Source organism: Streptomyces sp. NPDC096324 (assembly GCF_044763015.1).
Lineage (GTDB): Bacteria > Actinomycetota > Actinomycetes > Streptomycetales > Streptomycetaceae > Streptomyces.
This window is the reverse complement of record NZ_JBIWFK010000002.1, coordinates 656,622-677,178: the sequence shown is the minus strand read 5'-3', so window position 1 is coordinate 677,178 and position 20,557 is coordinate 656,622. Positions and strand designations below refer to the sequence as shown.

The window sequence follows — 20,557 nt, the reverse complement described above, 5'->3', positions numbered from 1 at the left end:
AGGCGGATCTCCGTACGCGACCCATTTCGGCGCGGCCGCACACCGCCTTGAGCGCGGCTGCACACCGCCGGAGAACGCCGGAAGGCCACCCGCGACGACGGCATGAGCCGGTCGCGGGCGGCCTCCAGGTCCGCTTTGTGCGAGGGGTGTCAGAGGATCGCGCCGGGCGTGTAGCCCGCGGCCTCCGGGTGCTGCTTCACGATCTCCTCGACACGACCCACGACGACGGCCACCTGGTCGGCCGCGGCTCCCGTGAACGACAGCTTGTCGGCCATCAGCTCGTCGAGCTGCGCGCGGTCCAGCGGGATCCGCTCGTCCGCCGCGAGCTTGTCGAGCAGCTCGTTGCGTTCGGTGCCCTGCTCACGCATGGCCAGGGCGGAGGCGACGGCGTTCTCCTTGATGGCCTCGTGGGCGACCTCGCGGCCGACACCGGCGCGCACCGCGCCCATGAGGACCTTGGTCGTCGCGAGGAACGGCAGGTAGCGGTCCAGCTCGCGGGCGACGACGGCCGGGAAGGCGCCGAACTCGTCGAGGACGGTCAGGAAGGTCTCCAGCAGACCGTCGAGCGCGAAGAACGCGTCCGGCAGAGCGACCCGGCGCACCACCGAGCACGACACGTCGCCCTCGTTCCACTGGTCGCCGGCCAGCTCGCCGGTCATCGACGCGTAGCCGCGCAGGATGACCATCAGACCGTTGACACGCTCGCAGGAGCGGGTGTTCATCTTGTGCGGCATCGCGGAGGAGCCGACCTGGCCGGGCTTGAAGCCCTCGGTGACCAGCTCGTGCCCGGCCATCAGCCGGATGGTCTTGGCGGTCGAGGACGGGGCGGCCGCGACCTGCACCAGCGCGGTCACGACGTCGTAGTCCAGCGAGCGCGGGTAGACCTGGCCGACGGAGGTGAAGGCCTGCGAGAAGCCGAGGTGCCCGGCGATCCGCCGCTCCAGGTCGGCGAGCTTGGCCGCGTCGCCGCCCAGCAGGTCGAGCATGTCCTGGGCCGTGCCGACCGGGCCCTTGATGCCGCGCAGCGGGTAGCGGCCGAGCAGCTCCTCGACGCGGCCGTACGCGACGAGCATCTCGTCCGCGGCGGTCGCGAAGCGCTTGCCGAGGGTGGTGGCCTGCGCGGCCACGTTGTGCGAGCGGCCGGCCATGACCAGCTCGGCGTACTCGCCGGCGAGCTTGGCCAGCCGGGCGAGGACCGCCACCGTACGGTCGCGCGTCAGCTCCAGCGAGAGCCGGATCTGAAGCTGCTCGACGTTCTCGGTGAGATCGCGGGAGGTCATGCCCTTGTGCACGTGCTCGTGGCCGGCGAGGTCGTTGAACTCCTCGATCCGCGCCTTCACATCGTGCCGGGTGATCTTCTCGCGCTCGGCGATGGAGGCGAGGTCGACCTGGTCGAGGACCCGCTCGTAATCGGCGATGGCGGCGTCCGGCACCTCGATCCCGAGGTCCTTCTGGGCCCGCAGCACGGCGAGCCAGAGCTGACGCTCCAGCTTGACCTTCTGCTCGGGCGACCAGAGCGTGGCGAGCTCGGCGGAGGCGTAGCGTCCGGCGAGAACGTTGGGGATACGGGGCTTAGCAGGCGCGGTGGTCACGTGTATGGAGCATACCGGCAGTCCGGCGGGGCTCCTGTTATGTCCGCGGCGTCCCGGATGCGCAGGTCGTCGCGGAGCGGCACCCCCCGGCGGACCGGGGCGTGCGTGAGGAGTGCGGGGACGGGACGGCGGTGTCGCGCTCGGGTGCGCACCACAGACCGCGTCGTCGCTCCTGCGCCCGCCGGTCATCGCGGCGGATTGACGCTCAACTCCTTTGAACGGAGGGGAGTTGTTCTCCGTATGAAGGGATGGATGGCTCGGTGGAACGTTTTCGCAGGGTGGTGCTCATGATCCGGAACGCGGGGGGCGGCTTCCGTAGCCCGCCTGCGCGTGCGGATCGGGGTGGGGCTGCTCGCTGCCGACTACAGCGCGCAGACCCCCGTACGTCTTCGACGTGAAGCGGTCGTGGGCGAAGGTGAGCTCTGCCGTGATCAGTTGGTTGCGCTCGTCGTTGACTTCCTCGATCTCCTGCATGAGCTGGGAGTTCTTGGCGCGCAGTGCCGTGTTCGCGTTGCGCGCCTCGTCGAGGGCTCGGGCATGACTGCCGAGTCTGATGGCGGTGATGGTGGCCCGGCGGGCCATGGCTTTCTCTCGCTGGGCCAGGTCCAGCTCGCGTTTTTGGATGTCCAGCTCGAGGCGTCGTCGGTGTTCCGCCAGGACGCTGAGATCGTGTCGTGTCCGGGTATCGACCTGCGTCACCGTGTGACGGAGCAGGGCCGCGAGTGCCCCGGCCACGCCCATGGTCAACAGGCCGATCCCGACTGTCGCCGCTTCCCATGCATGGTGCCAGACGCCCACGCCCACGAATGTCCAGCCGGCTGTGCAGCTGGCGGCGGACGCGGTTGCCAGTCTGTACGCCACGTTTTGTTACCCCCTTGCAGTGGCCCCCCGGCTGTCGTCGGCATCGAGATCCTTTTGAAGCTCGATAGCTTGGACGATGTTCCCGCTGAGCATTGTGCGGATTCTGAGATCAGTGATTCCCCATGCGTCCATGGCCTCCTCCGGGGTGAGTGTTACTGAGGCTACCCTCCGTGTCGCAGGCTGAGGCCCCTGTTCCGGCGGAAGCATGCCGCTGTTCACCAACATCTCTCGCTGGTCGAGGCCAAGTACTGACGCCCATGTGGTCAGTTGCGAGGGAAGGGGGAGGGTCTTTCCTTCCAACGTTCTGCTGATCGTCGTCAGGCTCACTCCTATCGCGATGGCCAGTTGAGCCCGGCCACCGGCTCGTGGGCGTACGTCGTACCCGGCCGCTGTCGCGGCATTCGTGAGGTACTCGCCCACCTTCCTTGCGAGAGCTTGTCGCTCACCGCGGGACTCGTGGGGGGACTCTTCCATGCTCCGCATGTTCCGGAGAGTAGCGCGCGTGTATGCAACTTGCACGCGACTTGCATGCGTGCATCTTCGCAGGTCAATTGGCGTTTAACAGTCATGGCAGGCCAAGGGGGACGGGTCGCACGTCAGTTCCCCACAAAAAGTCTCGTCTTCATACCGGCGAAGCAACTTGCGTACGTGTACGCAAGTTGCATATGTTGCATGACTGTGAGTTAGTCGCACGTATGCAAGTCCCTTTGAGGGGACCCTATTTGCACCGCCTCGGCATCAGCTCGACCAGGCTCCGGAGCTGCGAGGCAACCGCGGGGGGGCGCCTCGAAACCTTCGGACACGACGACCCGGTCATCCGGCGCCCGAGCCCGGCCATGGCCGGAGCGGACCGTCGCAGCACCTGCCCACCACAGTTCATCCACTCATGAACGGAGTAGGCCTTGATCGCCGAGGCTAACGCCGCCACACCGCGGTTCGACACCAGAGAACCGGCCCTTATCGCCCGCGCGCTCGCGGGCGACCGGGACGCTTTCGGGGAGCTCTACGCCCTGCATCACCCCGCGGTACTGGCTTACGTACAACGCCGTGTACGCAATCGGCAGGTCGCCGAGGACATCACCGGCGAGACCTTTCTCAACGCCTGGATGAAACGCGAGACCTTCACCTATCGCGGCATCGGTTTTGTCGGGTGGCTGATCACCATCGCCCGGAACAAGGTCATCGACCATTGCAAGAGTGCCCAGCGCCGCGAGTTCGTCGTCGAGGACATGCTCGGCTTCGACGAAGATCTCACGGTCAGCACCGAGGACACCGTATTGATCAGTCTGGACGAGGAGTTGCTGCGCCGGGCTCTGGAGCAACTGCGGCCACCGCAACGCGAAGTCCTCACGCGACGCTTCTTGATGGAGTTCTCGGTGCTGGAGACGGCACGCCAGATGTCACGGTCCGAAGGCGCGGTGAAGACCCTGCAGTTCAGGGCTCTGGCCAAGCTGCGCAGCGAGTATCTGGGGGTGGCGGCATGACCACAGTGCCCGAGATCCGTTCGGTCGTCGAAGCCAATCTTGCCGAGCAACTCAGCGCGCTCGCACGGGAGTTCGTCGCCGACCTGGAGGCGCAGGGGCGTCTGGTGGAGGCCGGCGGGGCCGGTGTCCTCGAACGGCTGCGGACACAGGTCGAGGCCGTGCAGAACTGCCCGGAGGCCTACCACGCGGCCGTGGACACGATCGTGGAGGACTGCGGCTACCCGAGCGAGGTCGCGATGCGGATCGCCACCGCGCTGAACCGCAAGGGGCTGATCCCCGGCGACGACGTCGAGCCGCGCCAGCAGGGTGTGTCCGCCTCCGAGCCGAACGGCGCGGGACGGATCCCCGGCGACGACATCGAGCCGCGGCACGACCGGGCGCCCCTGCCAGTGCCAGTGCCAGTGCCCGCGTCCACGCCCGCGTCCGTGCCCGCGTTCCTGCCCGCGTCCGCGTCGGAGTCCGCGCCGGATCGCGAGGAGCGGGGTCTCGGCGCCGGCGGTCCCGAGCCGCGCCACGACCACGCCCCGGCGGCAGGGCCGGACCGTGCGGAACCCGTGCCCGTCGGCGAGGAGTCCGAGCCGCGGCACGATCGTGCCCCGGCGTCCGTGCCGGACCACCCGGAGCCGGGCACCGGCGCCGAGAACCCCGAGCCGCGGCACGACCGTGCCTCCCTGTCCTCGCCGCTCGTGCCGCCCGCGCGCGGTGCGATCGTCCTGCATCTCGCCGACCGCGGCGCCGGACGGGTCATGGCGGAGCACGGGGTGGCGCCGGTGCCGCAGCGCGTCGACGGCCAGGTTCCGCGGGTGCGGCCGGTCGCCGCCCGGTCGCGCCAGGTCGGATGGGGCAGCGCCTCCGCCCGCGCGGTCTCGGTCGCCGCGAGCCTGCAGTCCGACCACCTCGCACGCCTGGAGGCCATGCAGATCACGGCGGACGGCGAGCGGGTCACGGTGGCGGTCAAGGCCACCTGCCTGGACGACTGGGAGTACTGGCTCGACGCGATCGGCGCTCCCCGCAACGTCCGGACCAGGACGGCCGGGCACGCTCAGGTGGCCGCGGGAACCCTCGACGGAGTCGCCGTCCACCTCACCGCGCACGGTGTCCCCGAGCTCCTCCAGGAGGCGAGCGACACGGCCGCCGATCCGTTCTTCCTCTGGGGGCGGATCTACGACCTCGGGGTGGGACAGGTCGACCGCACCGACCGGATCTGGCTGTCGCTCGGGCGGCGCCAGGACGAGCGCGGGATGCCGCTGCTGGTCCTGCGCGGCACGGACGGACCCCCGTATCCACTCGCCTCGATCGTCATGGCGCACGGCCCGTTGACGCCGACCCCCCTGCCCTCCGGCGGAATCACCGGGGACAGTGCGTGATCGTCGCCGGGGGCGCCGCCTCGACTGGCTGTTTCTCACTCGTGACGCCCCGCGCCTCTGCATGAGGCGAACCAGGGCGACGCGTCCACACATGCTCACGTTCTGTGTACTGAACCTGGCGCAGAGCGATATCGGCCGGTAGTAGGCGCGGCCCTCGGGGATGGCCGGTTTCCCACCCTGTCGGCAGTCCGCCGCAAGGGTGCCGATGGGGCACATCGGCCCTGATCGGTCCACCGGTGGCGTGTCGGTGCCAAAAGGTACGCACGTGCCTTTGACCCGGCCACGCCCATGGGCGGGCACCCGCAAGTTCCCCGGTTGGTGCTCTGGGGCGTACTTCTCAGGCCAAGGCTCGAGTGCTTTGATGTTGATTCCAGCGGGAACTCCCGGCTGGCCTGTTACTTGCCATCCCCGCGGGATGGCAAGACGGCTCCTCTCCATGCTCCGCAAAGCTGGAGGAGTCGTCGGCGGGGCCCGGCGTACGCGCCGGGCCCCGCCGTACTTACGGGCGCGTGAGCGGGCGCGTCAACTGCATACCCGCGCTGTCGAGCGCCCCCCGTGCGCCCTGTGGCGACCGAGGGACGATCCGGTAGCGTCCTCCTCCATGCGGAGCATGGGCCGCCGTGCCACTCGAGAGAGCGACACGGCGGAAGCCGCCCCTTCGGGTCGGCTCAGCCGAGGTGCCCGCCCGTGACAGGACCCTCGTAGGGCAGGAGCTCCGGGCGCTTCGCCGGCAGTCCGTCGCCGGACGAGCGGCCCGTCAGCCGTCGCCCGATCCACGGCAGCAGGTGCTGCCGGGCGAAGCGGGCGTCGGCCGTGCGGCGGGAGACCCACCCAGGGGGTGCGGTGGGCGCCGACGGGACGCGCCAGTCCGGGTCCTCGGCCTCGTATCCGAGGGTCTGCCACACGGCTTCCGCGACCCGGCGGTGTCCGTCGGCGGTCAGATGCAGCCGGTCGACGTCCCATGAACGCGGGTCGGCGAGCGAAGGTGCCCCGTAGAGGTCCACCACCAGCGCGCCGTGCCGCTCGGCGAGCTCGTCGACGACGGTGAAGAGCTCCTCCATGCGAGGCCGGAATCGTTCGAGGACCGGGCCGTTGCGGCCGGGGCTGCGCATCAGGACGAGTTGCTCGCAGGCCGGGGCGAGCCGCTCCACGGCCTCCTCCAGGAGACCGCGCACGCGTCCCATGTCGACCTTGGGCCGCAAGGTGTCGTTGAGGCCGCCGACCAACGTGATCACATCGGGCCGCATGGCGGCGGCCACGTCCACCTGCTCGTCGACGATCTGTCCGATCAGCTTGCCGCGCACCGCGAGGTTGGCGTAGCGGAAACCGGGTGTCCGGGCCGCCATGCGGCTCGCGAGGAGGTCGGCCCATCCTCGGTAGGAACCGTCGGGCAACAGGTCCGACATGCCCTCGGTGAAGGAGTCGCCGACCGCGACGAGGCTGGTGTGTGAGGCATTCATCTGCATGGCGTGAAAGATGGTAACCCGAACACATACCCATCGGTCGGTCGGACCGTCCTGCCGGGGCCGCGGCTCCCCCGAGCCCCCCGCGGCGGCCCCCGAACGTCCCCCACGCCGGCTGCCCGAACATCCCCTACGCCGGCTGTCCGAACAGTTCTCTCAGGACGTCCTCCATCGTCACCAGTCCCGTGAGCCGTCCGTCGCTGCCCATGACCGCGGCGAGATGGGTGCGGCTGCGGCGCATCGCGGTCAGGACGTCGTCCAGGGGGGTGCTCTCGCGGACGCGGGCGATGGGCCGCATGTCCTCCACGCGGAACGGCACCTCGCGAGGGGCCGCGTCCAGGGCGTCCTTGACGTGGAGATAGCCGACGATCCGGCGCCCCTCGTCGACGACGGGGAAGCGGGAGAACCCCGAATCGGCCGACAGCCGCTCCAGTTCCTCCGGGGTGACGCCCACGCGCGCGTAGACGACGCGTTCCACCGGGAGCACGACGTCGTGCACGGGGCGGCGGCCCAGCTCCAGGGCGTCCCGCAGCCGCTCCTGGGCACGGTGGTCGATGAGCCCCGCCGCACTGGAGTCCTTGACCAGGCGGGAGAGTTCGTCGTCGGAGAAGGTCGCCGCGACCTCGTCCTTCACCTCGACCCGCAGCAGCTTCAGCAGCCCGTTGGCGAAGGCGTTGACCGCGAAGATCACCGGGCGCAGCGCGCGGGAGAGCGCGACCAGCGGCGGCCCGAGGACCAGCGCCGTCCGCACGGGCTCCGCGAGTGCCACGTTCTTCGGCACCATCTCGCCGAGCAGCATGTGCAGATACGTCGCCAGGGTGAGCGCGATGACGAAGGAGACCACGTGACCCGCGCCGGAGGGGACACCCACCGCGTGGAACACCGGCTCCAGCAGGTGCGCGATGGCGGGTTCGGCCACGATGCCGAGCACCAGGGTGCACAGCGTGATGCCGAGCTGCGCGGTCGCGAGCAGCGCCGAGACGTGTTCGAGGCCCCAGAGCACACTGCGCGCCCGCCGGTCGCCCCGCTCGGCGTGCGGTTCGATCTGGCTGCGGCGCACCGAGATCAGCCCGAACTCGGCGCCGACGAAGAAGCCGTTCACGACGAGGGTCGCGAGTCCGATCAGCAGTTGCACGACGGTCATCGCGTGCTCTCCTCGGCGTCGTCCGGGGCGTGCAGCAGCACCCGCGCTGCTCGCCGCCCCGAGGCGTCCACGACGTCGAGCCGCCAGCCGTCGGCCTCGACGCTGTCCCCCTCGGCGGGGATCCGGCCGAGCTCGGTCGCGATGAACCCGGCCAGGGTCTCGTACGGTCCGTCGGGCACCCGCAGTCCGACCCGGGCGAGCTGGTCGGTACGGGCGGACCCGTCGGCCGAGTACAGCGTCCGGCCGGCGGCGTCCGTGCCGGCCGGGGCGAGGTCGGGCGTCTCGTGCGGATCGTGCTCGTCGCGCACCTCGCCGACGACCTCCTCCACGATGTCCTCCAGGGTGGCGACGCCGGCCGTGCCGCCGTACTCGTCGATGACCACGGCCATGGTGCGCTTGCCGGCCAGCCGGTCCAGAAGCCTGTCCACGGTCAGCGACTCCGGTACGAGCAGCGCCTCGCGCATGATCCGGGAGACGGGCGTCTGTGTCCGGCTCGTGGCGTGCACGGTCAGCACGTCCCTGATGTGCGCGACGCCGACGACCTCGTCGAGGCTCTCGTGGTAGACCGGGAAGCGGGACAGACCGGTCGCCCGGGTCGCGTTCGCCACGTCCTCGCAGGTCGCCTGGACGTCCAGCGCGATGACCTGGACGCGCGGTGTCATGACGTTCTCCGCGGTCAGGTCGGCGAGGTTCAGGGTGCGCACGAACAGCTCGGCGGTGTCCGCCTCCAGGGCGCCCTCCTTGGCGGAGTGCCGGGCGAGCGCCACCAGCTCCTGGGGTCCGCGGGCGGAGGCCAGCTCCTCGGCGGGTTCGAGGCCGAAGCGGCGGACGACGTGGTTCGCGGTGTTGTTCAGATGGGCGATGAAGGGGCGGAACGCGGCGCTGAACCAGCGCTGCGGCGTCGCCACCCGTTTGGCCACGGCCAGCGGTGCCGAGATCGCCCAGTTCTTGGGCACCAGCTCGCCGACGACCATCAGGAAGACCGTCGAGAGCGCCGTACCGATGACCAGTGCCACCGAGTTCGACGCGGAGGGCGGGACGCCCAGTGATTCCAGGGGGCCCGCGATGAGCTTGGCGATCGACGACTCGGAGAGCATGCCGACCACAAGGTTCGTCACGGTGATGCCGAGCTGGGCGCCGGAGAGCTGGAAGGTGAGGTTCCGTGCGGCTTTGAGGGCTCCGGAGGCGCCCCGCTCGCCGCGCTCCACGGCCCGCTCCAGCTCGCTGCGCTCGACCGTGGTCAGGGAGAACTCGGCCGCCACGAACACGCCGCACATCAGCGACAGCAGAACTGCGACCAGCAGGAGGAACACTTCGGTCATCGGGTCACCTCCGTCCCATGATCGGCCAGGGACAGGGGGATCGCGCGATGTCCGCTGCCACCGTGCGCAACACGGCCGCGGGTACTGGGAGGCTCGCCCATGGGCGGACGCTCACACCTTTCGTCGGAGGAACGATGGTCGGGTCCAACAAGGGTAAAGGATCGGCAAAGCAGTCTCCTTGAGGGTGCCGCCGCCGTCCCCTGCCGCCGCTCGGTGCCGGCCTCCCCCTGACTCCCGACGCCCCCGGGAGCCCTAGTCGGTGAGCGGCTTCACCCAGCGCCGCCAGTGCTCCTCCGGCGTATACCCGGCGGCCCGCCAGGCATGGTGGGCGGTTTCGTTCCGTGCCAGCACCATCGCGTCACCACGCCGACCGCCCAGCCGTACGAAACGTTCCTCCGCCGCGGCCAGCAGCGCGGAGCCGATGCCGAGGCGCCGCCGGTCCGGACGGACCGCCAGCCGGTACAGATGGCAGCGCCAGCCGTCGAAGCCGGCGATCACCGTGCCCACCAGCTCTTCCTCGCGCTCCGCGAGCAGCAGCGCCCCGGGATCGCGGTCGACCAGACGCTCCACACCGCTCCGGTCGTCACTGATGCTGGTGCCCTCGGCGGCCACCTTCCAGAAGGCGAGCACGGTGTCGAGGTCCTCGGGCCGCGCGGCCCGTATCCGCAAGTCGGTCATGCTCCGATCCCATCACGGGGGACCAGGTGCCGGAACGGGATTTCCGACATGCGGACGATCAACGGCGAGCAGGGCGACGATCACCGGCCGCGCAGGGCGCGGACCACGGGAGCGAAGACCTCCAGGTTCGGCTCCAGCACGGTCAGATACGAGAATCCGAAGCGTTCGCGCAGGTCCCGGACCTGACCGGTGATCTGTTCCACGGAACCGATCAGGACGATGGGCAGGTCCAGCACCTCGCGCTCGGTCAGGTGCGGGAGCCGGGACAGCCACGGCCGGACGGCGGCACCGCGGTCGTCGGTCACGGCTACGATCTGGATCAGCAGGTTGAGCTCGGCGGGTTCCTCGCGTCCGGCGGCCGCCTTCCGGTAGAGCGTGACGCGTCCGTCGAGCTCGCCGGCCGAGAGCGGTTCCAGGGTGCCGTTCCGCCCGGTGCGCGCTCCCGTGAACGAGGCGATGTCCGCGTGCTCCGCTGCGACACGGAGCATCCGGTCGCCGTTGGCCCCGATCAACAGGGGCACCCGCGGCGGTCCGCCGCCCGATGTCTCCGGCGCCTTCCCACCCGGCCACGGGGTGCCGTGGGAGAGTCCGTCCGGGCCGAGCAGGCGCTCCAACTCCTCGACCGCGCGCAGGAGATGGTCGACCCTCTCGCGCGGGGTGCCGAAGGGCAGGCCCGCCGCCTCGTGTTCGGCCGGTACGTATCCGGTGCCGAGGCCGAGTTCGAGACGGCCGCCCGTCAGCGCGTCCGTGGTGGCCACCTCGCGGGCGAGCGACGCGGGGTTCCAGAAGGCCGCGTTGAGGACGAACGTGCCGAGCCGGGGCCGCCGGGTCGCCTGCGCGGCGGCGACCAGCGAGGGGAAGGGGGCGGGCATCCCCAGATGGTCGGCGACGGTGATCACGTCGTAGCCGAGCTCCTCGGCACGGCGGCACCTGGCGGCCCACTCGGCACCGGTCGCGGGAGCGATGAGGCTGACACCGAACCGGAACGGGCGTGACATCGGCTGTTCCTTCCAACGGGCGGACCCACCCCGGCCCGGCGCGGGCCTGAGCGGGCGAACGGGCGAGCGGGCGAGCGACCCGGCCCGGGGACGGGGGCAGGGGCAGGGGCGGGCAGGTGCCCGGCTCCTGGCCCCGGCGGACCGGGGAGAACGGTCGTCGCTTCCCGGCCCTGGGGACCGGGGGAGGCGGTCGATTGGGCCCGGGGGACCGGGGGGAGAGACAGTGCCGTTCGCCGGGCTCCGGGCGGGTGCGTGATCCGCTTCCGCCCCGCGGGTCGGGGGTGGGCAGGAGTCCGGCTCGGCCCCGGGGTCGGGGCCGAGCCGGGGTGTGGTCACTCGTGCGCGATCGCCGCCAGGACGTTCATGCGCGAAGCGCGCAGGGCCGGGAGCAGTGCCGCGACGATGCCCACGACGGCCGAGCCGATCACGACCGCGACGATCGTCGTCCACGGGATGGCGAGCGCCTTCATGCCCTGCAGCGCGAGCACCTGCTGGACACAGACACCCCAGATGATCCCGAGCGCCAGCCCGAGCACCGCGCCGAACACGGCGATCACCACGGACTCCAGACGGATCATCCGGCGCAGTTGACGCCGGCCGAGACCGATGGCGCGCAGCAGCCCGATCTCGCGGGTGCGCTCCACGACGGACAGGGCGAGGGTGTTGACCACGCCGAGCACGGCGATGACGATCGCGAGCCCGAGCAGCGCGTACACGAGGTAGAGCAGCACGGCGATCTGGTCGTGGACGAGCTTCTTGTAGTCGGCCTGGTCGCGGACCTGAACCTGAGGGTACGGCTCGAGGGTCTTCTCCAGAAGCGGGCGTAGCCGGTCCGGGGCCGTGCCCGGGGCCGCGTTGACGTACAGCGCCGAGTCCTGCCCGCCGGGCACGTACTTCTCGATCGTGCCGAAGCCGAAGAAGAGTCCGCCCTGCGTCCCGAACCCGCCGCCGTCCTGGTCGGTGAGCGCGCCCACGGTCAGGGTCGTCGTGCGGCCGGCGGGGAACTCGACGGGAATCGTGCTGCCGACCCGCACGTCGTGGTCCTCGGCGAACGTCGCGTCCATCGCGATACGCCCCTCGCCGAGCGCCGCCGCCGAGTCGCCCCGCGTGTACGTGAGGTGGGCGACGTCGTCGAGCCGCGGATCGTAGGCCGAGGCGGTCGTCTCCACCCGCTTGCCGTCGGGCAGCTTGACCGCGACCGGGGTGAACCGCTGCCGGACGACCAGCCCGACCCCCTCGGTGGCGCGCACCTTGTCCGTGACCTCGTGCGAGAACGGCACGTAATTGGCGTTCTGGAGCACGAAGTCGGCGCCGAGCGTTTTGTCGATCTGCTGGTCGAAGGACTTGCTCATGGACGCGCTGGCCACGGACATCCCGCCGACCAGGGCGAGACCGACCATCAGGGCTGCCGCGGTGGCGCCGGTGCGCCGGGGATTGCGCAGCGCGTTGCGCTGGCTCATCCGGCCCACCGGACCGAAGATCGCCGGGAACGCGCCGCCGAGGACCCGGATCACGGGCCGTACGAGCAACGGACCGGCGATCACCGTGGCGATCAGGGTGAGGACGACACCGAGTCCCAGCAGCGAGGCCGAGGTCGAGGTCTTCGACGAGGCCGCGCATCCCGCCAGGGCCGCGGCCCCGGCCGCGCCGACGACCCCGCCGACCACGGCCCGTACCCGCAACGGCCGTCCCACGCCCGCGACTTCGGCGTCCGAGAGGGCCGCCATGGGGGAGACGCCCGCCGCCCGCCTGGCCGGAAGATAGGCCGCGATGTACGTGACGCCGACGCCGACGACGTACGCCGCCACGGGGGTTCCCCAACCGACCACCATCTCCGTGGACTTGAGGTTCATGCCGAAGGCGGACATCAGCTTGATCAGCCCGATCGCCAGCCCGATCCCGGCCGCGAGGCCGAGCGTCGAACCCACCAGGCCGAGGAGCAGCGCCTCGGTGAGCACCGACCGGCGGACCTGCCGGCGGTCGGCGCCCAGCGCCCGCAGCAGCCCGAGTTCACGGGTGCGCTGGGCGATCAGCATGGAGAAGGTGTTGACGATGAGGAATATGCCGACGAGCACCGCGATCCCGGCGAAGCCGAGCATCACGTACTTGATGACGTCGAGGAAGCCGCCGAGCTGCTCGGCGGACGACTTCGCCTGCTCCTCGGCCGTCTTCACCTCGTAGGGCCCGGCGCCGAGTTCCGCGGAGACGCGCTTCTTGAGCACGGCGTCGTCGACACCCGGCGCGGCGTCCACGGAGATGCTCGTGGCGGCGTCGGGGCGGCCGAGCAGCCTGGACTGCGCGGTCGGGGTGTCGAGGAAGATCAGCGCGGCACCGGGGTTGGTGGTGGTGAAGGTGGCGATGCCGACGATCCGCACCTTGAAGGAGCCGGGCTGCGCCTGCACCGTGAGGGTGTCGCCGATGCCGAGGTGCTTCTTGTCGGCGGTGTCCGCGTCGAGCAGTGCCTCGCCGGCGCCGTGCGGTTCGTGACCGGAGGTCAGCTTCACCGGACTGCGTTCGGTGAGCTCCCAGTTGGTGACGATCGTGGGGGCGCCCGTCGTCGGTCCGACCGACTTGTTCGCGCTGTCGACGACCGGGGCGTTCTCCACCGACGCGTCCACGTGGGTCGCGGCGACCCCGTCGACGCCGGCGAGCCGGTCCGTGAGGGAGGCGGGGACGGTTTCGGTGGCGCCGGTGGGCAGTTGGGACGTCAGGTCGTTCTTCGGTTCCACGGTCACATCGGCCGCGGTGGAGGCGAAGAGCCGGTCGAACGTACGGGTCACCGTGTCCGAGAAGATGAGACTGCCCGCGACGAAGGCCACGGACAGCACGATGGCCAGGGCCGAGAGCAGCAGTCGCCCTTTGTGCGCGAAAAAGCTTCGCAGTGTCGCCTTGAGCACGACCGCCTCAGTCCTTGTCGGGGGTTGCGTCGCCGGAGCCGCCCTGGGCCGTGTCACCGGTGACGGGAGCCGTGTCACCCGCGCCGCGGGCGTCCGCCGAGGGACCCCCGTCGCCGTCGGCGGCCGCTCCACCGGGCTCGCCGCGCCCGCCGTCGAAGGTCACGCGGACGGTGTCGAAACGCTTCATCCGTTCCAGCACGGCGTCCGCGGAGGGCCGCTCCATCTCGTCGACGATCCGCCCGTCCGCGAGGAAGAGCACGAGGTCGGAGTGGGCGGCCGCGCCGGGATCGTGGGTGACCATGACGACGGTCTGGCCCAGCTCGTCCACGGCCTCGCGCAGGAATCCGAGGACTTCGAGGCCCGCCCGCGAGTCCAGATTGCCGGTCGGCTCGTCCGCGAAGATCAGCTCGGGCCGGGAGGCGAGCGCCCGCGCGCAGGCGACGCGCTGCTGCTGTCCTCCGGAGAGCTGGGCGGGCCGGTGCTTCAGCCGGTCGCGGAGCCCGAGGGTGTCGATGACCTGGTCGAGCCACTTCTGGTCGGGCTTCTGGCCCGCGATGTCCATGGGCAGCGTGATGTTCTCGGCCGCGTTGAGGGTGGGGATCAGGTTGAACGACTGGAACATGAAGCCGATCCGGTCCCGCCGCAGCCGGGTCAGCTCGCGGTCCTTCAGCCCGGTGATCTCGGTGTCGCCCAGCCACACCTGCCCCGCCGAGACGGTGTCCAGGCCCGCGAGACAGTGCATGAGGGTGGACTTCCCGGAGCCCGAGGGACCCATGACGGCGGTGAACCGGCCGCGCGCGATGTCCACGTCGACCGAGTCGAGGGCCAGTACCGCGGTCTCGCCGGAACCGTACGCCTTGGTCAGGCCGCGGGCGCGGGCGGCGATCCCGTCCCCTTCCGCGCGGCCGGGAATCTGCTCGGCAGCAGCTGTGGACAAGACCGCCTCCTCCTGGGATGGATGTCCGGACACATGGTCGGCCCGAGCGTAGTGTGATCGGACGCACACCCGGTATCCCCCCGAGGTGCCACACGGTCTCCGTCCCAGGGTGTGGCCCTGATATCGATGTAAGGGGCAATCTCCACCGCGGTTCTCCACCCCCGGCCCCTCTTGCCTGTGCTAGCGATATCGCGCTAGCTTCGAAGGATGGCGAAGACACAGCTGAACGTCCGGGTGGACGAAGGCACCGCGCGCGCCGCCCGGGAGAGAGCCCTGGAACGGGGGATGAGCGTGAACCGCTACATCGAGGAACTGGTCCGCCAGGACACCGGGGAAGTGGGCCACACTTTCGTGGAGGCCGCCGCGGACTTCATGAAGCAGTACGAGTCCGTCTTCGCCGAGGAGTTCGGCGCGGAGCGTGAAGGCACCAGCGAAGGTCGTCGTTGATCCCTTGAGCAGTATCAGAGTCGACCTTGCCTGGCTCCTCATGATCGCCGAACAGAAGACACCGGGAGACCCCCCGGTCACCGACTGGGGAGCCCTCGTCGCCGCGGTCAGCCGGCACGAGGCGGAGATCCTCGGCATTCCCGTGTACGACAGTCCGCACGCCCGCGCCGCCGCGCTGCTCCAACTCCTGCTGCACGTCCCGGCGCTCGAACGCTCCAACGCGATGTTCGCCTCGGCCGTCGCCTACGCCTATCTCGTCGCCAGCGGCCTGAAGGTCGTCACCTCGCCCGAACAGGTGAGGGAACTGGCCCGCCTGGTGAAGAACGGTCAGGCGACCGTGCACGACATCGCCCACGAACTGCGCCGCTGGAGTCTGTGACCCCCGGCGCGAGAGGCCCGGGGGCGCGCTCGTCAGTCGAGCGGCCGACGGGCCGTGCCCAGGACGCAGTACGACGTGGGCAGGCGCGGGCCCTTCTCGGGCAGCGACAGCCGCCGGTACGGGCCCAGTTCGAATCCCGCCGCACGCAGCGCGGCGATCGGGTCGCGGGCCACGTGGCAACCGCCGCACAGTCGCGGCCACACCGTGGCGTCGAGGCCCCGCTGGACGGCACCCATGACCCGTCCGCCGCCCCGGCCGTGCTCGAAGAACCGCACCGTGCCGCCCGGGCGGAGCACCCGCCGCGCCTCGGCGAGCGCCTTCGGCACGTCCCGCACGCTGCACAGCACGAGTGAGAGCACGGCGGCGTCGTACGCCTCGCTCTTGACCGGCAGGGCCTCCGCGGCGCCCGGCGCCACGTCGACGGGCACCTCGCAGCGCAGCGCCGCCTCCATCGCCAACTGCCGCAGCAGTCGCTCGGGTTCGATGGCCACGACCTCCGACACGGTGCCCGGATAGTGCGCGAAGTTCAGGCCGTTGCCCGCGCCGATCTCGATCACCCGCCCGGACAGTCCGTCGAGCAGCCGTTCGCGCAGCCCGCCGATCCCCATCCGGGTCTCGGCGCCGACGCTGAGACGGGCGTAGTAGCGGGCGAACACCGGATGGTGCACGGCGTCCGCGGAGATCTTGCCGGAGTCGGCCGACCGGAGCGGCTTGAACGGCATCTCGGACCTCCCGGGAGACAGGGTTCACCGGAATTGTCCCCCTCGGGAGCCCGCCGCACGCCCGGCGCGTCGCCCGGAGGGCGAGTTCACCCGGCGGGAAGCCACCCGGGCCGTCCCACCCCGGCCGAGCCGTGACGGCTCCCGGGCCCGCGGTGGCCGGAGGCCGATGGGCGGAGACCGGTGGCCGGGGACCGGCGCCCAATGAGCGGCGAGCGGCGACGGGCGCGGGCCACGGGGGTGCGTCGTGCCCCCGTGGCCGGCGCGGCCGTCCAGCACCGGCGTCCGGCTGCCGGCATCCGATGGCCGGCGTCCGAGTGCCGACGGGCAAGGGGAGTTCGGCCGGCGGCCCCGGCCGGCGACGCGGGGCGGCGTGCCTCCACCGGCGGTTCGGTGAGCGGCAGTTGGAGGCCGGGAGAGGCGCCTTCCCCGGCCGGCGTCAAGCCCTGCGTGTCGGCGAGGCGTCTGCCGGGGCCGGGGCCCGTGCCGGGTGAGGTGCCTGCCGCGACCGGGGCCTGTGCCGGGCGAGGCGCTTGCCGGGGCCTCGCCCGATGTCAGGCCGTGTGCGCCGCCGCGAAGACCCCGGCGTTCCAGCGTCCGCCCAGCCGGTGATCCAGCCAACCCGGCGCCCCGGCACGGAAGTCGGCGGGCGAGAGGCCGCCCACGCCCGCCGGGACGGCACCCAGCAGGGGCGCCCCGGACACCGCCGGCAGGTCCGCGAGATTGCACCGCATCGCCAGATCGGGGGAGTCCGGCCAGCTCCCGATCACCACTCCCGCCAACTCCAGCTCCCGAAGCCGCAGTTCACGAGCTGTCAGTTCCGTCGTGTTGAGCGTTCCCAGCCCCGCCGAAGCGACGACCAGGACGGGCGCGTCCAGCATCCGGGCCACGTCCGCGAGCGTCCCGTCCTCGTGGTCGAACCGGACGAGCAGACCGCCCGCGCCCTCGACCAGCACCAGATCGTGCTCGGTGGCCAGCTTCGCCGCGGCCTCCGCCGCCGACTCCGGCGACACGGGCGGCAGTCCGGCCCGCCGGGCGGCCGTCGCGGGTGCCAACGGCTCGGGATAGCGGCCCAGTTCGAGCGTCGTGACGGCACCGGCGAGCCGGGCCACCTCGTCCGCGTCGCCGCGCTCGTCCGGTCGTACACCCGTCTGCGCGGGCTTCAGCACGGCCACGGACCGTCCGGCCGCGAGGGCCGTGGCGGCGACAGCGGCCGTGACGACCGTCTTGCCCACCTCCGTGCCCGTACCCGTGATCACCAGTACCGTCATCTCAGCCCTCCCGCGCCGCGGCGCACACCGCGCGCGCGATCCGTACCAGGTCCGTGTCGCCGGTGACGTACGGCGGCATCGTGTAGACGAGGTCGCGGAACGGCCGCAGCCACACGCCCTCGCGTACCGCGGCCGCCGTCGCCGCCTTCATGTCCACCTCGTGGTCGAGCTGGACGACTCCGATCGCGCCGAGCACCCGAACGTCCCGCACGCCCGGCAGCGTGGCGGCCTCCGCGAGGCCCTCCGTCAGTCCCGCCTCGATCCGCTTCACCTCGGTCCGCCAGTCCTGTCCGAGCAGCAGGTCGACCGAGGCGCAGGCCACCGCGGCGGCGAGCGGATTGCCCATGAACGTCGGGCCGTGCGCGAGCACGGGCACCTCGCCGCGCGAGATGCCGTCGGCCACCCGCGAGGTGCACAGCGTCGCCGCCATCGTCAGATAGCCGCCGGTCAGCGCCTTCCCGACACACATCACGTCGGGGGTCACGCCCGCGTGGTCCGCCGCGAACAGCTCACCCGTGCGGCCGAAACCCGTCGCGATCTCGTCGAAGACGAGCAGGACGTCGTGCTCGTCGCAGGCCTCGCGCAGCACCCGCAGATACGCGGGGGAGTGGAAGCGCATCCCGCCCGCGCCCTGCACCACCGGCTCCACGATGACGGCGGCGAGCTCGTCGGCGTGCCGCCCGATCAGCTCGCGCAGATGGTCCGCGTACGACTCCTCGTACGCGGCCGGTGGCGCGTCGGCGAACACCTGGCGCTGGAGCACGCCCTGCCACAGCTCGTGCATCCCGCCCTCGGGGTCGCACACCGACATGGGCTGCCAGGTGTCCCCGTGGTAGCCGCCGCGCCAGGTCAGCAGCCGCTGCTTGCCCGGACGGCCGAGCGAGCGCCAGTGCTGGAGGCACATCTTGACGGCGACCTCGACCGAGACCGAGCCGGAGTCGGCGAGGAAGACGTGCTCCAGACCGTCCGGCGAGATGTCGACCAGTCGCTTCGCCAGCCGGACGGCGGGCTCGTGGGTGAGCCCGCCGAACATCACATGGCTCATCCGTTCGAGCTGACCGCGTGCCGCGTCGTTCAGGACCGGGTGGTTGTAGCCGTGGATGGCCGACCACCAGGACGACATGCCGTCGACCAGCTCGCCCGTGCCGTCGGCCAGCCGCAGCCGGACCCCGCTCGCCGACTCCACGACCAGCGGCTCCTGGCGGCCGGGCATGGGCCCGTACGGATGCCAGACGTGCCGCCGGTCGAGGTCGAGCAGTTCTCGCACGGACAGATCAGGCATTGGGCGCGAGATCCGTTCCGGCGCCGCGGCGGCGCACGGAGACCAGGTCCGTACGGGCGTCGGCGGGCGCCTCGACCGGAGCCACGGGCGCCGAACCGCACACGCCGCCGCCCTCGTGGGACCCGCAGCCCGCCTCGGCGTGCGATCCGCATCCCGCCGCCTCGTGCGATCCGCACCCCGCTTCCGCGTGCGAACCGCAGCCGCCGGACGGCGCCCGGTGCTCGGGCAGCGTCACCTCGCCCGCGTTCTCCACCTCGAAGCCGGCGTCCGCGATCATCTCCAGGTCGGCCTTGCCCGCCTGGCCCTCGCTGGTGAGGTAGTCACCGAGGAAGATCGAGTTGGCGAGGTTCAGGGCCAGCGGCTGGAGGGTGCGCAGATGCACCTCGCGGCCGCCCGCGATGCGGACCTCGACGTCCGGGCAGACGAAGCGGACCATAGCCAGGATGCGCAGACAGCGCTGCGGGGTGAGGTTCCACTCCTTGGCGAGGGGGGTTCCCTCGAACGGGATCAGGAAATTCACCGGAACGGAGTCGGGGTCGAGCTCGCGCAGCGCGTAGACGACGTCGACGAGGTCCTCGTCCGACTCGCCCATGCCGGCGATCAGGCCCGAGCAGGCGGACAGTCCCGCCGCGTGCGCCTTCTGGACGGTGTCCACCCGGTCGGCGTACGTGTGGGTGGTCGTGATCTCCCCGTACGTCCCCTCGGACGTGTTCAGGTTGTGGTTGTAGGCGTCCGCGCCCGCCTCGCGCAGCCGCTCGGCCTGGCCGTCGGAGAGCAGACCGAGGCAGGCGCACACCTCGACGTTCTCGTTCTGCTCCTTGATGGCCTTGATCGTGTCGGACACCCGGTCCACGTCACGGTCCGTCGGGCCGCGCCCGCTGGCCACCAGGCAGACCCGCTTGGCGCCCCCGGCGAGCCCGGCCGCCGCGGCCTTGGAGGCCTCGTCGGGCTTGAGCCAGCTGTACTTGAGGATGCCGGCCGTGGAGCCGAGACGCTGCGAGCAGTACGAGCAGTCCTCCGGGCACAGGCCCGACTTCAGGTTGACGAGATAGTTCAGTTTCACCCGTCGGCCGAACCAGTGCCGGCGTACCTTTCCGGCCGCGGCCACCACGTCGAGTACGTCGTCGTCGGAGGTGGCCAGTACGGCCAGCGCCTCGTCGCGGGTCGGCAGCTCGCGCCGAAGCCCCTTGTCCACCAGCGTGTTCAGCAGGTCCATGAGGTCCGATCCTGGACCATGCGACCGCTCCCGGCCAAGGAGAGTTTGCACAACAGAGATGGTTCGACGTGTGGGGTATGTAACACGAGCACCACCGCACGTAGGGTCCACAGAGAGCACGGAAGACCAGGTCAGAGGCCCAAAATCCGCATCTTGCCGCCGATTTGGTGAGAGACGTGAGTGAGACGAAAGGGCCAGTGGATCAGTATGGAGGGTTCCTACAACACCCCCGAAGGGGCTGTTCCCTCAAACGCCGGGCGTGACGTGGTGCGGCTGTTCCGGAAGCTCCCGGCATCCCCACCCTGCGATCGTAGGGGACCGCGAGGCGCACGACCGGATCTTGAGCGACCGGGCCACGCACGCGCCAATCACGCTCCGCAGCACGCTGGACGGGTGCCCCCTCGGAATCGAGGTGACAACCGGATATCTGCGGGAACGGCTCGCTGAGCATCCCGCTACCGGCTATGGCTGGCGGGCTGGTCGGTAGCCACAGAGGCTCT

17 protein-coding genes are annotated in these 20,557 nt (G+C 71.0%); 4 read left to right on the top strand and 13 right to left on the bottom strand.

Features of this window, described 5'->3' with window-relative positions; genetic code table 11:
• Positions 1-149 precede the first annotated feature (149 nt).
• Both purB and ACIQ7M_RS06445 read right to left on the bottom strand, forming a co-directional pair.
• Entirely contained in the window at positions 150-1,592 is a 1,443-nt protein-coding gene (gene purB, locus ACIQ7M_RS06450) for an adenylosuccinate lyase (RefSeq protein ID WP_386985642.1), read from the bottom strand.
• 285 nt (positions 1,593-1,877) lie between these two features.
• Complete coding sequence (locus ACIQ7M_RS06445) at positions 1,878-2,390, bottom strand: hypothetical protein (RefSeq protein WP_355769175.1); 513 nt, start codon at positions 2,388-2,390, stop codon at positions 1,878-1,880.
• 965 nt (positions 2,391-3,355) lie between these two features.
• Here ACIQ7M_RS06445 and ACIQ7M_RS06440 point away from each other — a divergent pair.
• On the top strand, positions 3,356-3,937 hold the full coding sequence (locus ACIQ7M_RS06440) for a sigma-70 family RNA polymerase sigma factor (protein WP_326789111.1): 582 nt from the start codon (positions 3,356-3,358) through the stop codon (positions 3,935-3,937).
• Positions 3,934-5,304, top strand: a complete 1,371-nt coding sequence (locus ACIQ7M_RS06435; RefSeq protein ID WP_403640358.1) for a BN159_2729 family protein — start codon at positions 3,934-3,936, stop codon at positions 5,302-5,304. Before ACIQ7M_RS06440 ends, ACIQ7M_RS06435 begins: the two co-directional genes overlap by 4 nt.
• 668 nt (positions 5,305-5,972) lie before the next feature.
• On the opposite strand, the gene ACIQ7M_RS06430 is transcribed toward ACIQ7M_RS06435, so the two are convergent.
• From ACIQ7M_RS06430 to ACIQ7M_RS06400, 7 genes are all read right to left on the bottom strand, one after another.
• Positions 5,973-6,770, bottom strand: a complete 798-nt coding sequence (locus ACIQ7M_RS06430; protein ID WP_355769166.1) for an SGNH/GDSL hydrolase family protein — start codon at positions 6,768-6,770, stop codon at positions 5,973-5,975.
• Between the two features lie 127 nt (positions 6,771-6,897).
• The gene (locus tag ACIQ7M_RS06425) at positions 6,898-7,911 is read right to left on the bottom strand and encodes a hemolysin family protein (RefSeq protein WP_403640355.1); all 1,014 of its coding nucleotides are present in this window, start codon (positions 7,909-7,911) and stop codon (positions 6,898-6,900) included.
• Positions 7,908-9,233, bottom strand: a complete 1,326-nt coding sequence (locus ACIQ7M_RS06420; RefSeq protein WP_355769160.1) for a hemolysin family protein — start codon at positions 9,231-9,233, stop codon at positions 7,908-7,910. The genes ACIQ7M_RS06425 and ACIQ7M_RS06420 overlap by 4 nt, the downstream gene beginning before the upstream one ends.
• A 252-nt stretch (positions 9,234-9,485) precedes the next feature.
• A complete protein-coding gene (locus tag ACIQ7M_RS06415) occupies positions 9,486-9,911 on the bottom strand; it encodes a GNAT family N-acetyltransferase (protein WP_386985649.1) in 426 nt (141 codons plus the stop codon).
• A gap of 80 nt (positions 9,912-9,991) precedes the next feature.
• Positions 9,992-10,909 (bottom strand): LLM class F420-dependent oxidoreductase, encoded by a 918-nt coding sequence (locus ACIQ7M_RS06410; protein ID WP_403640351.1) that lies wholly within the window; start codon positions 10,907-10,909, stop codon positions 9,992-9,994.
• 332 nt (positions 10,910-11,241) lie between these two features.
• On the bottom strand, positions 11,242-13,806 hold the full coding sequence (locus ACIQ7M_RS06405) for an ABC transporter permease (RefSeq protein ID WP_403640348.1): 2,565 nt from the start codon (positions 13,804-13,806) through the stop codon (positions 11,242-11,244).
• A gap of 7 nt (positions 13,807-13,813) precedes the next feature.
• Positions 13,814-14,743, bottom strand: a complete 930-nt coding sequence (locus ACIQ7M_RS06400; RefSeq protein ID WP_403640345.1) for an ABC transporter ATP-binding protein — start codon at positions 14,741-14,743, stop codon at positions 13,814-13,816.
• A gap of 207 nt (positions 14,744-14,950) precedes the next feature.
• Here ACIQ7M_RS06400 and ACIQ7M_RS06395 point away from each other — a divergent pair, with 207 nt between their 5' ends.
• A complete protein-coding gene (locus ACIQ7M_RS06395; protein WP_339127977.1) occupies positions 14,951-15,190 on the top strand; it encodes a toxin-antitoxin system HicB family antitoxin in 240 nt (79 codons plus the stop codon).
• A gap of 40 nt (positions 15,191-15,230) precedes the next feature.
• Positions 15,231-15,569 (top strand): fic family toxin-antitoxin system, toxin component, encoded by a 339-nt coding sequence (locus tag ACIQ7M_RS06390; RefSeq protein WP_403640930.1) that lies wholly within the window; start codon positions 15,231-15,233, stop codon positions 15,567-15,569.
• Between the two features lie 32 nt (positions 15,570-15,601).
• On the opposite strand, the gene ACIQ7M_RS06385 is transcribed toward ACIQ7M_RS06390, so the two are convergent.
• The 4 genes from ACIQ7M_RS06385 to bioB all read right to left on the bottom strand — a co-directional run bounded on the left by ACIQ7M_RS06385 (position 15,602) and on the right by bioB (position 20,057).
• Complete coding sequence (locus ACIQ7M_RS06385) at positions 15,602-16,291, bottom strand: class I SAM-dependent methyltransferase (RefSeq protein ID WP_403640342.1); 690 nt, start codon at positions 16,289-16,291, stop codon at positions 15,602-15,604.
• A 551-nt stretch (positions 16,292-16,842) separates the two neighbouring features.
• A complete protein-coding gene (gene bioD, locus ACIQ7M_RS06380) occupies positions 16,843-17,559 on the bottom strand; it encodes a dethiobiotin synthase (protein ID WP_355772632.1) in 717 nt (238 codons plus the stop codon).
• Position 17,560: 1 nt separating this feature from the next.
• The gene (locus ACIQ7M_RS06375) at positions 17,561-18,841 is read right to left on the bottom strand and encodes an adenosylmethionine--8-amino-7-oxononanoate transaminase (RefSeq protein ID WP_355772634.1); all 1,281 of its coding nucleotides are present in this window, start codon (positions 18,839-18,841) and stop codon (positions 17,561-17,563) included.
• A complete protein-coding gene (gene bioB, locus ACIQ7M_RS06370; RefSeq protein ID WP_403640337.1) occupies positions 18,834-20,057 on the bottom strand; it encodes a biotin synthase BioB in 1,224 nt (407 codons plus the stop codon). The genes ACIQ7M_RS06375 and bioB overlap by 8 nt, the downstream gene beginning before the upstream one ends.
• Positions 20,058-20,557 lie beyond the last annotated feature (500 nt).